Here is a 15,621-nt window from a genome sequence, read left to right as displayed (position 1 = left end):
ATGGCCTGTAAACCGTTAAAAAATCCCCGCCACAAGCTCAGCCCGCCATTCACGCAGCAACGTATCGAAGTCGAGTCCGTACTTTTCATAAACGGCGGTAACCGCAGTCACTCCATCAACACCGTCCCCCACCTTTTTCAGCAAGCGCTGCATTTCAAACCACTCAAACCGCCTCAATAAAAAATCGACAAGCGACCCACTCTGTTCGTAAGCCAGCAGGACCTGCCCCTCTGGTAAGGTAGTAAAAGGTTTTTCCAACTGTTCAAACGACAACAGCGTTCCGTTCTCAACCGCCTTTTGCAAAGTGCTCAACGGCTGTTTATAGCGCTGCCGTTCAGCCCATACAGCCAACCCCTCGTTCAGCCATGTCGGACAACGCCCCCGCGTCAGGTAGCGGATCACGACATGACAATATTCATGATAGAGCACTCCCTGCATCTTCGGCGTCATTTGGTCAACGCCGCCAACCGGAACCCGGATTTTCCCGTCATAAAGGCCGCCTGACCAATCCGGTGAACCGGTCAGATCAAAGAAATCCAGCCGTTTGTAAAGTAACACGTTTACCAATGTTTCCGGGTAAAAGTCAAACACGTAACCAAGCGTGTCGTACGCCCCTTCCAGAACATCAAGGACCTTGTCACCAACGACTCCATGGACCCCGTCATCATAGGTAATCAGAAAATGTGCGCCGTAATCGGTCGTCATTTTTTGCTCGGCATCGATGTCGCGCTGCACTTTAGCCAGCAACTTTCGTGCATTGTTCTCCGCGGGGTTTTGCTCAACAGCTTCGGTCATAATCTGTTGTGCCTCATAAAGTCGCCCCGTGGCATAATAAACCTCCCCGAGCACGATCAGCGACAGGACAGAATTGTCCCCCAACCTTCGAGCCGTCTTCAGCGCATCTTCCGCATTATCATGATGGCCAAGGTGATACCAGGAAACGCCCCGATAGAGGTAGAAACGACTATCCTCCGGCGCCAGCGCTGTGCCTTTATCAAAAAGAGCCAGCGCTCCCCGATAATCTCGCTCTTTGAGCCGTTCGGTCCCCGCGACAAGCAACGTCTCACGCAACTGTTCGCGTAGTTCGATATTTTGTGGCTGCTCGCGGACGGCGGTTTCAAGCCGTAATAACCCCGGAGCATCCGGGTGTTTCGCAACCGCCATCGCCGCCAGCGGGAGACCAGCCAGAAGAGAAAAAAAGCACAGGACGCGGATCAAAATCAACATCATGATACGTCTCCGGCGGTTATCTCCAGATCTTCGGCGCAATAGAGTCGGGTCGCGGCGACCACCGCAACCGGGATACAAAAGAATTGCAAAAGCGGGATGGTCAGTAACACCAGTACGCCGACAGAGAAACCTCCCATCAAGGCCTTACGTGATAATAGATACTGACGTTGCACCGCGAAGCCCAGCCGCTTGCGACTGAAGACAAACCCGGTGTATTCGAGCGCCAGAAAAAAAAGTGTCAACAACAGCGACAAGACAGCATAGAGCACAGAACCGGCAAGCGGGATCAGGTTGAGCAACAGGATCACCACCATTGCCGCAATAAAAATACCCAATTTTTTCAGCTCATCACCGACTGTCCGGCGCACGTCATGAACAAACCCCCGCCACGACCAGGGATCATCAGACCCTGTGCCGCGTAACACTGCTTCGGTTTTTTCAGAAAGAATGTCATTGAAAGGAGCGGCAATCAGATTGCCGACGACGCTAAACAAAAAGAAAACCAGCACCGCCGTCAGCAGCACTGCACACGTCCAGAGAAAATACGAGAGGGCTGCCCAGTACCAGGCATCTCTACGCGGAATCAGCTCGACGACCGTATCATTGAAAAAATTAAAGCCCAGATAAACCGTCAGCGAAAACACCAGAACATTAATAATCAGCGGGATAATGATGTAAGGATAGAGCCGTGGGTGACCGATGAGGAACTTCCCGGCGCGAAAAGGTGCAAAAAAACCGTTGGAAAAGCGCGTCAGGGGATTTACAGACAACCAGATATTTGCCATACTACCTCCGATTCAGACTTACTTGCATTGCTATTATCACTATGATCGCCTATAAGAGGCAAGCATCTTCTCCACACACGGCAGACCGGAGCACTCGCATTGACGCAAACAGCGGACGAAAACAGTCTGGTTTCCACCCTCAGTCGACGCAATGAAGAATTGAGATTGCTGGTTGATATCGGCAAGGCGCTGGCTTCATCGCTCGATCTGGAAGAAATTCTCAATACCGTTTTGAATGAGGCCGGGAAACTGCTTAAAGCGGATATCTGGTCACTGCTGTTAAGGGAAGCTGGAAGTGACGACCTGATCTTTAAAATTGCGGTCAACCCGGGCACGCCCCCCCCGCAAGGAGAACGACTGTCGAAAGGAGAGGGGGTCGCGGGCTGGGTGGTGGCACACGGCGAACCGTTGCTGATCAGTGACATCGCGCAGGAACCCCGTTTTTGCGAACGCATTGACCGCGACTTCAAGTACCGAACCACGTCGATAATCTGTGCCCCGATTAAAAGTCGCGACCAAATTTTCGGGGTCATCGAAATGATCAACACCCTCGATAAAGAGAGTTTTTCCGACAACGATCTGACTATCATCACCACCGTGGCCGACTACGTCGCCATCGCCATCGAAAACGCCCGCCTGTTTGAAAAGATAAACGAGCTGGTGATCACCGACGAGCTGACCGGACTGTTCAACGCGCGCCAGCTGCATCGCATCCTCAAGCATGAAATTGAACGCTCTGAACGCTACGGCGACGAACTCTCGCTGATTTTTTTCGATCTTGACCACTTCAAGGATGTCAATGACACTTACGGCCATCTGGTCGGCAGTCGCATGCTGAGCGAAATTGGTCAGCTGTTAAAAGACAACTTGCGCTTGTCCGATCACCCCATTCGCTACGGCGGCGACGAGTTTATCGTCGTTCTGCCGTCGACCGGTAAACACGATGCATTTATTGTTGCCACCAAACTGTGTGAAAAACTGCGCAATTTCGAGTTCCTTGTCGAAAACACCGTGCTCACGATGACCGGGAGCTTTGGTGTTGCGGCATTTCCTGACGACGTCAACAGTACCGAAGAAATGATTAAACTGGCTGATTCACTGATGTACGAAGTCAAGACCGCCGGTCGCAACAATGTCAAGATGCTCCAGGGAGGAATTCTCGGCACACCGCAATAGAGCGCGGTTGAGCCCCCCAAGGGGTCGGCCTCTTGATAAGGTCATCACCCGGCGTATTTAATCACCAACGATGCGTTTTGTGTCCAGCCTGCCGACTCGCAACACCTTTTCAACACTACTGGCCGACAGTGCTTCGCTGAAAAGGAACCCTTGAATTTCATCGCACATCTGCTCCTTGAGAAACGAGAGCTGTCCCTCCGTTTCAACCCCTTCGGCAGTGATCTGAAGATTGAGGCTTGCCCCCATCGAAATGATTGCCGTAGCAATCGCGGCATCGGTCGAATTGATTTCCAGATCGCGCACAAACGATTTGTCCATTTTCAGCGTATTCACCTGGAAACGCTTGAGATGAGCCAGCGATGAATACCCTGTCCCAAAATCGTCGATCGCCAGATGGATACCGATATCGCTCAACTGCCCCAGGACCTTGACCGTAAAATCGGGATTTTGCATAATGACCGTCTCGGTCACTTCCAGTTCAAGATATTCAGGATCAAGTCCGGTCTCGGCGAGAATTTTTTTCACTCGCGTCACGATATCCGCCTGTTGCAATTGATGCCCGGACAAGTTGACCGCCATCCGCACCGGTGCAATCCCCTTGTTCTGCCACTCCCGATTCTGGGCACAGGCACGCCGCAATACCCATTCTCCAATTTGTAAAATCAGGCCGGTTTCCTCGGCCAGGGCAATAAATTCACGCGGATAAAGGAACCCCAGCGACGGATGGTTCCAGCGCACCAACGCCTCTATGGCAGTGATTTTTCCGCTCACCGCATGGACCTTGGGTTGATAGTGGAGCTCAAACTCATCACGCTCAAGGGCCTTGCGCATTCCGGTTTCCAACGACAGGCGCCGGTCAGAATCAAGATTCATCGACGGATCGAAATAGACCCAATTGTTCCGCCCGTCCTGCTTGGCCTGATACATCGCAATATCCGCATGTTTGACCAATGTCGCTGGATCATCGCCATCTCGCGGATAGACACTGGCACCGATACTGGTGGTAATAAAAAGTTCATTCCCCTCTATCACCACCGACTTACCCACCGTCTGGAGAATCTTTCGCGCAACCTTTTCAATATCACCTTCATCTTTAATGTTGGTTAACATCACGGTAAACTCATCACCACCGAGGCGCGCAACCGTATCGATCTCACGCACCGATGCCTTGATCCTGGCAGCGACTTCCTGAAGCAACAGGTCGCCGACGCCATGACCCAGGGTATCATTGATAATCTTGAATCGGTCAAGATCGAGAAACAGAATGGCAATCTGGTGACTGAAGCGTTTTGCAACCAGACGCGCCTGCCGCAACTGGTCAAGAAAGTAAAGACGATTCGGCAGCCCCGTCAAGGCATCGTGGTGAGCGATATGAAAGAGGCGTTGTTCTGCAAACTTGCGCGAAGTAATATCACGGCACACACTCCACAGTGACGTTTCATGATTATGAACACTGCGGGTCAGGTTGCCCTCTACATCGATTAAACGCCCGTCTCTGGCGACAAAACGTCCCTCCAGTGTATTTAACGAGTCCCCCTCAACAGCCTTGCGGACATGGAGCAAACACTTGGCTCGTGAATCATCATCTACGATATCAAGCAGGTTGATATCGCCGATTTCCTCCTCAAATCCAAGCGCTTTTTTCCAGGCACAATTGGCATACAGCAGCTTGCCTTCGGGTGAAAAGTGAAAAATCAGATCACTGGCCCGATCGAGGAAATCGAAAAGTCGTTTCTCGTTGAGAATCGCGGCAGCATTTTCCTCACGGATAATCGACATGAGAAACGCCGCTACGATCGACACCGCAGCATTGAGCAGACTGACCCAAAACCATTTCAGCAACAGATAGAGATGATCGGTGTACAGGGTAGCATCAACAAACGGCATCGACAGGTTGCGTAGCAGGCCACTCGCCTCCCCGAACAACAATATCCCATACATGGCACCACCAACTGCCCCGAGAATCCAGACACTGGCGCGTTTTTCGATGACCACCGCCGATTCAATCGTGACCACCAGATAGACCGGCCAGAACCAGCTTGCAGACCCACCACTGTAATGAACCAAAATTGTTGTAAAGAGGAGATCCAGAATGATCTGCAGGTGATCGATACAGGGCAGATGCACGATCTTATCGTAGCCAAGCTGGTAAATCAGATTGTATGAAATGACCGCAGCAACGGCAACAAGGAGAATAACCAGCTGAGACGCGTCAAGGAAGAATCCATAACTGCTGAACAGATAACAACTCGCAGCAACCACGCAGTAAGCACCGATCATCAGCAGTAGCAGCCAGCGCATGCGTGAAACCAGCAACACGCGACCGTGTCGTTCAGTGAATTTTGAACCTGTGGCATAATTCTGAAGCAGGCCTAAATTTTCAAGAATTGTTTCGGTCCAGCTTGTGGACTGCGGCATAATTAACTCCATAAAAATATTCGACATGCCATATTGCAAAATGCGCAGGGGTTCAATATAAACATTAATATAAATACGCTGGACAGTGAGCTGTCAACGATTTTAATGTATTATTTTAATGTGGCCTTCCCCTTATGGTTTCCTCCGTTGGTTTTCCCTTGCCAGACACATTGTTTTTCCATATACTGGGAACATATCTTGGCTCTCTGCCCTGCACGTGAGACTCCAATGTCCACGCGGTATAATTTTCGTTTCGGAACGGCTTCAGAGGTGCTGTGTGCAAGCCCGCCGCGTAGCGGGACGCCTGATGCATCAACAAGCCGGGCCACCTTGTTGGGATAGTCGCTGTGAGACCCAACAGTCCACGGCAGGTGTGGAGAGCTCCTCAGTAATCAAGCGTCGCGTCGCGACGCTTTTCTTTTGAAAACACCGGCGTGCAGAAACCGGGCCAATCACAAATAGCGGATATGGTTTATTATGGACTCGATCTCAACGACAGCCCCTCCCCCATCCAATATTCGCCGCCTGCTGCTTGACGGTCGTGAAATCATCCTGATCGGAACCGCGCATATTTCGCAGGCTTCGGTCGATACAGTACGCGAAGTGATCACCACTGAACAACCGGACACGGTCTGTGTTGAGCTCGATGAGCAACGCTATCAGTCGCTGAAGAATCCGCAGCGCTGGGAATCACTGAATCTCTTTCAAGTCATTCGCAAAAAACAGGCACCTTTTCTGCTCGCAAACCTGGCCCTGACATCGTTCCAGCGCCGCATGGGACTACAGACCGGCGTCAAACCGGGAGCAGAACTGGCAGCGGCAGCAGAAACCGCTGAAGAGCATGGTCTTGGCGTGTGCCTTGTCGATCGTGATCTACGTACCACGCTGCTGCGTTCCTGGCGCAACACCGGCCTCTGGAAGAAGATGCAACTTCTTTCGACCCTGTTTGCCAGTCTCTTTGAAAAACAAAACATAAATGAAGAGGAACTCGCCCGTCTGCGCGAAACAGACACTCTTTCGGCCCTCCTCGAAGAAATGGGCGATGTGCTGCCGTCAGTCAAGACGATCCTGGTGGATGAGCGTGACTACTACATGGCCCATCATATTCTCACTGCGCCGGGAAACAAGGTTGTCGCCGTTCTCGGGGCCGCACACCTCCCCGGCACCGAACACCATCTGCGCCAGGGAACATCTGCAGCAACAGTGGCGGAGATGTCCGTCATTCCACCCAAGCCGGCTATTTCAAAAGTAATTCCATGGCTGATTCCGGCAATCGTCATCGTGCTTTTTATCGGTGGTTTCTTTCTCGGTGATCGGGAACGCTTTGCCGATGCCGCGCTTGCCTGGATCCTGGCCAATGGTCTGCTTTCGGCCGGGGGGGCGCTGCTGGCAATGGGGCACCCGCTCACGGTTATCACCGCCTTCGTCGCTGCGCCAATAACGTCTCTCAACCCGACCATTGGCGCCGGCATGGTAGCCGGTCTGGCACAGGCGTTTTTTGCCGCGCCAACAGTGCGTGATCTGGAAAAAGTCAGTGAGGACATCGTCAAATTGAGCGGCTGGTGGACCAACCGCACCACGCGCGTCCTGCTGGTCTTTCTCTTTTCCTCTTTCGGTTCGGCAATCGGCACCTTTGTTGCCTTCGGCTGGATCAAGGATCTGTTCTGACCGCCTTTACGCGGCGTTTTTGCAGCGCCCGTTCCAGGTCCCAATCCTGCCAGTAGACATCGGGACGGAAATGCACCAAACCGGCTTTGTCGACCCAGGCGGTCTGATACACCAGATGGACCGGCCAGCTAGATATGAGTTTGATTTGATATTCCTCCGGTTGAGTCAAAATCGTCAGCAGCCGCTCACGGCTCCACCCTTCCCGCTGCAACAGATATTGCGCCAGATCAAGAGGTCGTTCAATACGAATACAGCCGGAGCTGAACAGGCGGGTCTGCTTGCGAAAAAGATCCTTTTGTGACGTATCATGCAAATAGATATCGTACGGATTTGGAAAAAGAAACTTGATTTTTCCGAGCGGATTCCCCTCTCCCGGTCGTTTACGTAAAATCCCCTTGAACTGTTCAGGAACGACGTCGCGCCAATCGATCTGCTCGGCATCTATCTTCACGACCCGCCCCCCCTGCCATTCGACCAGATCGTAACCATGCTGCTCTAAATAGTCATGATCGACACGTAGCAACGGTAGCTTATCTTCGCGAAAGATTGTTTGCGGCACATACCAATAGGGGTTCAGAACAATCTGTTTCAGTTCGGCAGAAAAGACCGGAGTCCGACGATAAGCCGTCCCCACGACCACCGGCATCGACATTACATGCTCTTTGCCATCAATCACACTCAAACTGAAATCAGCAATATTGACCAGCAGATAGTTTTCGCCAAGATCCCGCGCCAGCCACCGCCAGCGTTCCATATTGAGCATCAATTGATCGATTCTTCGGCGGAGTGGAACGTTTAATTCTTTTCGCGTTTGGTCGCCCAGCACCCCATCCGGGAAGAGACCATGGCGGCGTTGAAATTTTTTCAGGGCAGCAACGGTCGCGTCATCGTAAGATTCGTCGGGACGGGTATTATCAAATTCCAGATCACCGCTGAACAGAAGACGCGCACGCAGTTTCGGCACACGCCGGTCACTCTCCCCCGGCTTAAGAAGTGGCCCTTCCTCAAGCTGTGGCCAATCGCCACGCACGGATAATTCCCGATAATAGCGCAAATAACGCCGTAAACCGCGATAGTCTACAGATGCCGGGATCAACTGTCGCAAAACCTGTGCGGCCCGTTCGGGGGAAATCATTTGCGCAAGCAGCCACGCAGTATCAGCTTTTTGTTGTGGAACATCCCAGTCAGGATAGACATCGGCAGGATTGACCCGCCCCTCGACCAGGTCACCGACAAAAGACAAAAACGCGTCAGTCAACAATATATCGAGACTGGCCAGAAAATGTGGATCAGTCGCAATGCCACCACGCCGCAAATCATGCTCAAAACGGACCAGCAGTTCAAGGGTTGCGAGGCGATACTCTTCGGGACACAGGCCCTCAAGCTCGGCATCTCGAATGGTATCAAGGAGCAGACGGCCTGATGCATTGAGGCCATCGGTCGCGATCCAGGCGGGTTGATAGTTAAACCCGGAGTAAAATTGAGGCAGCGTGGTATCGTCAAGCAACAATTGTCGGTTCAGTATCAGCTGCTGCCCAGATAATTGTTCCTCGACCAACGCGCGCAACTCAACAGCAATCTGGTCCGCTGGCGAAGGGATATGCTGAGGATCTGCTCCGCAAGGTATCGCATTCAACAAACCGGTAATCCAGATTATCGTTAACAGCACAAACCGCATGCAGAACATTCCCCGCAGCTACTGCAATGGCCGCCGAACACACTGGCCGCGTTCGGCTAATTCTTGTTCCGGTCTTCGGGCTGCAACGCCCAATACGCCACGCCGACAGCGATAATCAGCACGGCCAGCCCAATCATCGAGGTGTATGGAACCTGCTTGAAATCGACCAGAACAACCTTTCTCGCCAACGCCAGCAAAGCAACCAGCAGTACTGCTCGAACCTTGACCAGCGGTGCTTTCGCCGTAATATCAGGGAGTACGGTGTGGTTGAATTCCAGAGCAATCAGCACGGTCATAAACGTTCCGAAGACCGTAATGAACGCGTCATGATCGATCATGTGCGTGTTCGACATGACCACCTGATAGAGCGCCACAGCGGACTGGGCCAGAGTCAGTACGACCGAAACCGAAACCAGCACGGTTAATACGGCGATAACCACCCTTTCAAACCAGTGATAACCACGGGTACCAAAGATGAGACGTCTGACCGGCTGTTCATTTGACAAATTCATCATTGATCGCTCATTTCACCACGCGGGAAAGTTTACTTACCGGGCACACGCAAAGCATACTGCGAGTGCACCAAGTTTGCCTAATCTTCAGAAAAACTTCAAGTTTTGAACAGCCACAACAGATGTTATCGGACTTTCATCAGCGGCTAAACAAAGCCTGAAAATCTTTTTTTTGCCGCGGATTCAATCTGATTTAATCTGATAGTAAGGCTTAAAACCTCAACCTTCTTTTTGGTTCTATCAGCCATTATGCCGCAATTTTTACGTCATGCTTGCTGAATTGATCAATTTGCGCAATAATTGGTCGGAATCGAACCCCCCGCACTGCTTTTCTAATCGAGGAAACCTGTCCTGATGCCTTTTACTTTCAATCGCCGCCGCCGTTCAGTATTTAATCTTGAACGGTTACGCGACAGCCTGCTCCATGGTGCGCCGTTGCGCCCCGAAGATCCGCCGCTGGTAACCAACAGCCTGCTGGTTTTAAATCTGATATTGTTCACCGCAATGGTCTTGCAGGGGGTGCTTGCCGGGCAGGGGTTCTCGCCTATCCTCAATCCCGACCCCTATTTACTGCTTCACAGTGGTGCACAATATTGGCCACTGGTCATCAATGCGCAGGAATGGTGGCGCTGCATTACCTATGCGTTCACGCATGGCGGGATTATTCACCTTGCCTTCAATATGCTGGTGCTGCGTCAGATCGGGCCACTGCTCGAAGCCGACCTCGGCCCGCCACGCTACCTGGTCCTCTACCTGCTTGCTGCTTGCGGCGGAACCGCCGCCGATTTTTTATGGCATCCACAGGTTCCGGTGGTCGGTGCTTCGGCGGCATTGTTCGGACTGATCGCCTGTGCCGCAATCTGGTATCATCGCAGCGGGCCAAGTGGTTATCCCCTCCGCGACATGATGCTCAAATGGGCCGCTATCGCTTTTGTTTTCGGCTTTGTGGTCGGCGCCGACAATGCCGGGCATGCCGGTGGAGCCCTGGTCGGAGTCGGCTTCGGTGCGCTGATCCCGCTCGGTTATCATGCTCGACGTAAATATGCTCCGCTCTTTCTGCTTCTCGCCACCATCGCAACATTGATCATTGTCATCAGTCTGGCACTGCTCATCCTGACGTGGTTTCGATAACTTCTACCGAAAAGGTTCAGCCAATGGCCAAGGATAAAATCCCTGCAACTCCTGCGCTCCGCCTGCTGCGCCAACAGCAGGTCGACTTTATTCCGCGCCCCTACAGCTACGAAGAAAAAGGCGGAACCGCGGTCTCGGCACGGCAACTCGGTGTGGCTGAACACAACGTGATCAAAACATTAATCATGGAAGATGACGCGCGGCAACCGCTGATTGTCCTGATGCACGGTGATTGCGAGGTTTCAACCAAGGAATTGGCGCGTTTGATCGGCGTCAAATCGATCCGCCCGTGCGACCCGAAAACCGCTGATCGCCACTCCGGGTACCAGGTCGGCGGCACCTCCCCCTTTGCCACCCGCAAAAAGATGCCGGTCTATCTGGAAAGAACAATCCTTGAGCTGGATCGCATTTACCTCAACGGCGGCAAACGCGGTTTGCTGGTCGAAATCAATCCCCGCGCCGTGTGCGAGTTATTGCAACCGGAGTTGGTTGCTGTCGCCATCTCCTGATTTTTTCCATGTGAGGATAAAAAAACGCCGCTGAAACTGTCAGCGGCGTTTTTTATGGTGACGGCAAAAGGGCTATCAGGACATACCGAACAAATCCTTGTAATCTTCTTCAACATCCAACAGATGATGATGGGTCGAATGCGCGTTGGCGAGATAAACTTCCTTGATGATCGGGTTATCGATCTTTTCCGCCATCGCAAGCAACTCTTTTTCCAGCGCCTCTTCCTGCTCAATGGCCAGTTCCAGCGCTTTGCGCTCGTCAAAATCACCCAGCATGGTCTGCCGCAATGCATCGAACCAGATGGAGTCTTCATTCACCGGCCCGTTAATGAAGTCATCAAAAGAAGGAATATCTCTCCCGGAGTAGACGTTGAAGAAAGACCGCGCATGTTGTGCTTCATCCCTGGCCAGACTTTTGAATGTTTTACTGCAACGCTCGTCATCCATCTTTTCGGCGGCGAGTCGATAATAATCCATGGCGTCTTTCTCGGTCTGCATCGCCGTTTTGATCGCCTCTTGCAAGTCAATGTTTGTCATTTCAAGCTCTCCCTTGAAAATAATTTAATGGCGCGACAGTAACATATTTTCACAATCGAAAAAACCCTCTTTTTGACACCATCATAAAAAGTTCGATGGCCTCCGTCACAACTGCGGCAAAGAGACAAGGCGCTGACGAAAAGGGCCCGCAAGTCGGGCAGAATCGAGCGCATTCAGCAACAACGTTGGAGCGATCAGCAGATCACGCATGAAAACCAGTTCAGAAAGTTTCAGGTACTGCACAAAGGGCTGCTCAAAACGCTGCGCATACAAGGCACAGCCAAGTGCATAGAGATCATCTTGCCCTTTCAACATCGGCGCCAGACTTGTGGCACGATCAAGCAACCGGGTGATCAGGACACAGATTTCAGCAGCGACCGCACTGATTGCGTCGCCGTGTGCCGGAAGCAAGGTAACCTCGCCAAGTTGACCGAGCCGCGCGAGGGCCTTGCACCAGGCCGGGTAATTTTCAAATCGGCGGCCAAAATCCTCTGCCCGTACGTCCAGCAGCGGCACCGGCAAGGCACCCGCTATCAGCACGTCCCCGCCAATCGCCTGATTGCCGACCAGAAAAACATGATCCCCCTGCGAGTGTCCGGGGCAGTGCAACGCGCTGATCCCGTAACGCCCCAGCTCATCCCCCGCCTCTTCAATAAAACAAAAATTCAGCGGCGGTACGATACCCCGCCGCGCCGAACCGAGGGCATCACGTACCCGCCCCTGTTCGTCAGACGGCACGCCCAACAATGCCGCCTGCGCCAGCATGCCGTCAAGATATTCATTTTCACGACCGAAAAACGCGGCGTCACGCCGTGACAAGTAAACCGGAATAGCGTAGTCATTCGCCAGTCGCGCCGCCAGACCATAATGATCGGGATGGCAGTGAGTCAGCAGTAACGCGTCCAGTCGAGAGGGATCAATCGCCGCGTGCAGTGCAGTCCACGCTGCATCGGTCGGTGGCCCGGTATCGATCAGGATTTCAAACTCTTTGCTGCGGATGAGATAAACATGCACCGGACCGACCAGATAGGGGGTCGGCAGGGTAATCCGTTCGATGGTCGGTTGATGATCAGCCATGGGTATCCTTTCCCGACCGGATTCTTACCACACCCCACCCCACCCACCAAGAAAAAAAAGCCCCCGACAAAAACCGTCGGGGGCAGAAAAACCTGGCTCAAATGCCTCAAAGCTCCAGTTCCCCGTTTTATAGCCACTACCGAACGCAACCCAGGTTCGGTCCGCTCCGGGAATACGCGGCGTACGGGTCGCATCGGGAATCGGTGTTTCATCGTAAGCGACACCGGCGCGAAAGGCGAGTACATCGCTGTGGTGATAAGTCCCGCCGAGCGAGTAGCGCATATTGTCTTTCCAGTTTTCATCCGTAACATTTTGGCCTGCAGGCGTGTTGACAGTCAAATCCTCAAAAACGCTCCAATCGGTCCACATCACATCAGCCATCACGTCAACCTTGCTATTGATAGGATGAAAAACACTCGCCTGAGCACTGGCGGGTAGCTTGATTTTAGCGGTCACAGGTACTGAAGTGCCAGTGCGACGAATAGCCATATCTCCTTTAAGGGAATGGAAAACACTTGAACGGTAAGAAGCCCCAATACGGGTATTGTCATTAAATTCATACAAGGCACCAAAATTACAACCATATCCCCAGGAGTCACCAGTCGTTTCAGTAAAAGAAGAGACTCCAGGAGCGAGAACAGATTTTTGAGACAGCGTCACATCGAGATACTGAGCGCTAAAACCGAGACCAAAGCTGAAGTTATCGTTGCATTTGCAGGAGGCTGACGGGTTGATATTGATCGTCATCATTTTCAATTCGTCACAAAAACACCTCCCCCGCAACAAAGCTTCGCAATTATTCAGTCACCAGGGCAGTTTCAGCTTGAATGAACAGACGCGGTGGATTAAACTCCGTTAAATTCTGTTTCCGGTGGGGGGGGGATGTGATGCAATTGATGATCAGAGGATAATTTGACGACGCCGCAGCCACTGTTTAATACAGTCGGTGCGGCGTTTTGCGTTTTGGCACGGCAAATCCGTTTCGGCGTCTTATACAGCATTGGGCCGAAAATAAACCTTTTATACTGACCAGTCTTGAGGGCTGTGAGATGAGAGCGGGAAGGATACTTTATTGACTCGAATGACCGGATTGACAATGGTGTCAGTGCGGTCTATGCGGTCCCCGGCACAAGGAGCACGGCATGCCTGAACTGTTTGACAAACACGGAGGATTCCGTCGGCTGCACACCTTCACGCTGGCGACAATCGTGCAGCTCGACACACTGCGCTTCTGCCGCCGTTTTCTGACCTTCGACTACCGCAAGGCGGACACCAGGTTCTACGATCCCAAGGGACGGCAATACGACCAGATGACTCAGGCCGCGCGCAGTGGTCGGCAAAATATCATCGAAGGCTCGGAACGCTCCTCGACCTCGAAGGACACCGAGATGAAGCTCACCGACGTTGCGCGGGCGAGTCTCAGCGAGCTGCGCGGCGACTACGAGATATTCATCCTCGACCGCGGGCAGCTCCCGTGGTCGGTTCATGATCCTGAGGCCAGAGCCATCAATGCCATCTCTCTCGATGACGCGCCCTTCAAGGATAACATGGTCCACGAATCGGCCCGGCACGCTCTGGAACAACGCCGGAAATACGCCCGCTGGCTCGATGTCGACGACGCGGTGGTGGTAGCCAACGCCATGCTCATCATCATCGGACGGGCACTGAACATGCTCAAGAGTCAGATCGAAGCACAAGGCAAAACTTTTGAAGAAACCGGCGGTTTCAGCGAGCGGCTGATGACCAAGCGCATAGCGGCGCGCGAAAACCAAAAAAACGGGCCATCACCAAAGTGCCCGCAGTGCGGCAAGCCCATGCGACAGCGTAAGTCGGCAAAAGGCGATTTCTGGGGCTGCTCCGCCTTCCCTGACTGCAAGGGAACGAAGGCGATATAGAACAACGCAGAGTCTGGAGACTTCATTGACCGTGTTGACTGCATTGACAATATGAACATGGTCACTTAAAAAAACAGCGAATTACGAACGAAGCCAAAACCTTGCGCCATTCTGTTATACTCGAAAAAACATCAACCGAGGGAGACTTGCTATGGCTGAATCGCTGCAGGATAAGGTCCTTTTTATTACCGGCGCATCACGCGGCATCGGGCGGGCTATCGCGCTGCGCGCAGCGCGTGAAAAAGCGTGCATTGTAGTTGCCGCCAAATCGATTGATGACAACCCGCAGTTGCCGGGCAACATCCACAGTGTGGCCGAGGAGATCGAAGCGTTGGGTGGAAAGGCCCTGCCGTTGGCCCTGGATATTCGTGATGAAAACCGGATTGAAGCGGCAGTAGCGGCGGCAGTGCGCCATTTCGGCGGAATCGACATCCTGATCAATAACGCCAGTGCCATCAGCCTGACCCCGACACCGGCAACCGCGATGAAAAAATTTGACCTGATGTTCAACGTCAATGTACGCGGCACCTTCGCTTGCAGCCGCGCCTGCCTGCCGCATTTGCGCAACGGCCGCAATCCCCACATCCTCAATCTGTCGCCCCCCTTGAATATGGAGGCACACTGGTTTCAAAACCACTGTGCCTACACCATAAGCAAGTACGGCATGAGCATGTGTGTTCTCGGTATGGCCGAAGAATTTCGCCCATCCGGAATTGCCGTCAACGCGTTGTGGCCGCGCACGGTCATCGTAACTGCGGCACTGGCCATGCTCGGCGATCTGGTTAATAAGGAAAACTGCCGCACCCCGGAAATCGTCGCCGATGCGGCCCAGGCAATTCTGACTCGCCCCGGCTTGAAGTGCAGCGGCAATTTCTTTATCGATGAAGAGGTTCTGCGTGAGGAGGGGGTAACTGATTTCGCTCGCTATGCGGTCAATCCCGAAAAACCGTTGTTGCCTGACTTGTTTCTGAAAGGGGCGCCAGGAATTTCACTGTGACCGGACGA

14 protein-coding genes and 1 other RNA gene are annotated in these 15,621 nt (G+C 52.8%); 7 read left to right on the top strand and 8 right to left on the bottom strand.

Features of this window, described 5'->3' with window-relative positions; genetic code table 11:
- Positions 1–15: 15 nt before the first annotated feature.
- Together K0A93_08390 and cysZ are read right to left on the bottom strand one after the other, a co-directional pair.
- The gene (locus K0A93_08390; GenBank protein MBW6512117.1) at positions 16–1,230 is read right to left on the bottom strand and encodes a tetratricopeptide repeat protein; all 1,215 of its coding nucleotides are present in this window, start codon (positions 1,228–1,230) and stop codon (positions 16–18) included.
- Complete coding sequence (cysZ, locus tag K0A93_08385) at positions 1,227–2,015, bottom strand: sulfate transporter CysZ (protein MBW6512116.1); 789 nt, start codon at positions 2,013–2,015, stop codon at positions 1,227–1,229. Before cysZ ends, K0A93_08390 begins: the two co-directional genes overlap by 4 nt.
- Before the next feature lie 99 nt (positions 2,016–2,114).
- Here cysZ and K0A93_08380 point away from each other — a divergent pair, with 99 nt between their 5' ends.
- Positions 2,115–3,191, top strand: coding sequence for a sensor domain-containing diguanylate cyclase (locus K0A93_08380; protein MBW6512115.1), 1,077 nt, complete (start codon positions 2,115–2,117; stop codon positions 3,189–3,191).
- 57 nt (positions 3,192–3,248) lie between these two features.
- Here the strand turns inward: K0A93_08380 and K0A93_08375 are convergent, their stop codons facing one another.
- Positions 3,249–5,609 (bottom strand): EAL domain-containing protein, encoded by a 2,361-nt coding sequence (locus tag K0A93_08375; protein MBW6512114.1) that lies wholly within the window; start codon positions 5,607–5,609, stop codon positions 3,249–3,251.
- A 200-nt stretch (positions 5,610–5,809) separates the two neighbouring features.
- On the opposite strand from K0A93_08375, the gene ssrS reads away from it, so the two are divergent.
- Both ssrS and K0A93_08365 read left to right on the top strand, forming a co-directional pair.
- A non-coding RNA gene (gene ssrS / locus K0A93_08370) (6S RNA) lies at positions 5,810–5,993 on the top strand.
- A 93-nt stretch (positions 5,994–6,086) separates the two neighbouring features.
- Positions 6,087–7,277 (top strand): TraB/GumN family protein, encoded by a 1,191-nt coding sequence (locus tag K0A93_08365; GenBank protein MBW6512113.1) that lies wholly within the window; start codon positions 6,087–6,089, stop codon positions 7,275–7,277.
- Here K0A93_08365 and K0A93_08360 read toward each other — a convergent pair.
- Together K0A93_08360 and K0A93_08355 are read right to left on the bottom strand one after the other, a co-directional pair.
- Positions 7,261–8,955: a L,D-transpeptidase family protein gene (locus K0A93_08360; protein MBW6512112.1), complete on the bottom strand. Its 1,695-nt coding sequence runs from the start codon at positions 8,953–8,955 to the stop codon at positions 7,261–7,263. The two genes, K0A93_08365 and K0A93_08360, sit on opposite strands and share 17 nt — an antisense overlap.
- 56 nt (positions 8,956–9,011) lie before the next feature.
- Positions 9,012–9,470 (bottom strand): phosphate-starvation-inducible PsiE family protein, encoded by a 459-nt coding sequence (locus K0A93_08355; protein MBW6512111.1) that lies wholly within the window; start codon positions 9,468–9,470, stop codon positions 9,012–9,014.
- Between the two features lie 351 nt (positions 9,471–9,821).
- On the opposite strand from K0A93_08355, the gene K0A93_08350 reads away from it, so the two are divergent.
- Together K0A93_08350 and ybaK are read left to right on the top strand one after the other, a co-directional pair.
- Positions 9,822–10,598, top strand: a complete 777-nt coding sequence (locus K0A93_08350) for a rhomboid family intramembrane serine protease (protein MBW6512110.1) — start codon at positions 9,822–9,824, stop codon at positions 10,596–10,598.
- Between the two features lie 23 nt (positions 10,599–10,621).
- A complete protein-coding gene (gene ybaK / locus K0A93_08345) occupies positions 10,622–11,107 on the top strand; it encodes a Cys-tRNA(Pro) deacylase (protein MBW6512109.1) in 486 nt (161 codons plus the stop codon).
- Between the two features lie 75 nt (positions 11,108–11,182).
- Here the strand turns inward: ybaK and K0A93_08340 are convergent, their stop codons facing one another.
- From K0A93_08340 to K0A93_08330, 3 genes are all read right to left on the bottom strand, one after another.
- On the bottom strand, positions 11,183–11,644 hold the full coding sequence (locus K0A93_08340; protein ID MBW6512108.1) for a ferritin family protein: 462 nt from the start codon (positions 11,642–11,644) through the stop codon (positions 11,183–11,185).
- A 105-nt stretch (positions 11,645–11,749) separates the two neighbouring features.
- Positions 11,750–12,721 carry an MBL fold metallo-hydrolase gene (locus tag K0A93_08335; protein MBW6512107.1) on the bottom strand — a complete coding sequence of 324 codons (972 nt, stop codon included), beginning with the start codon at positions 12,719–12,721 and terminating at the stop codon, positions 11,750–11,752.
- A 24-nt stretch (positions 12,722–12,745) separates the two neighbouring features.
- Positions 12,746–13,471, bottom strand: coding sequence for an outer membrane protein transport protein (locus K0A93_08330; protein MBW6512106.1), 726 nt, complete (start codon positions 13,469–13,471; stop codon positions 12,746–12,748).
- 920 nt (positions 13,472–14,391) lie between these two features.
- Between K0A93_08330 and K0A93_08325 the strand changes: the two genes are divergently transcribed.
- Together K0A93_08325 and K0A93_08320 are read left to right on the top strand one after the other, a co-directional pair.
- Positions 14,392–14,616 (top strand): topoisomerase DNA-binding C4 zinc finger domain-containing protein, encoded by a 225-nt coding sequence (locus tag K0A93_08325; GenBank protein ID MBW6512105.1) that lies wholly within the window; start codon positions 14,392–14,394, stop codon positions 14,614–14,616.
- 151 nt (positions 14,617–14,767) lie between these two features.
- On the top strand, positions 14,768–15,613 hold the full coding sequence (locus K0A93_08320; protein MBW6512104.1) for an NAD(P)-dependent oxidoreductase: 846 nt from the start codon (positions 14,768–14,770) through the stop codon (positions 15,611–15,613).
- The last annotated feature ends 8 nt before the right edge of the window (positions 15,614–15,621 follow it).

Source organism: Desulfuromonadaceae bacterium, assembly GCA_019429445.1.
In the GTDB taxonomy this organism is placed as follows: Bacteria; Desulfobacterota; Desulfuromonadia; order Desulfuromonadales; family JAHYIW01; genus JAHYIW01.
The sequence above is the reverse complement of the archived record's forward strand: the minus strand, read 5'-3'. Positions and strand labels throughout refer to the sequence as shown.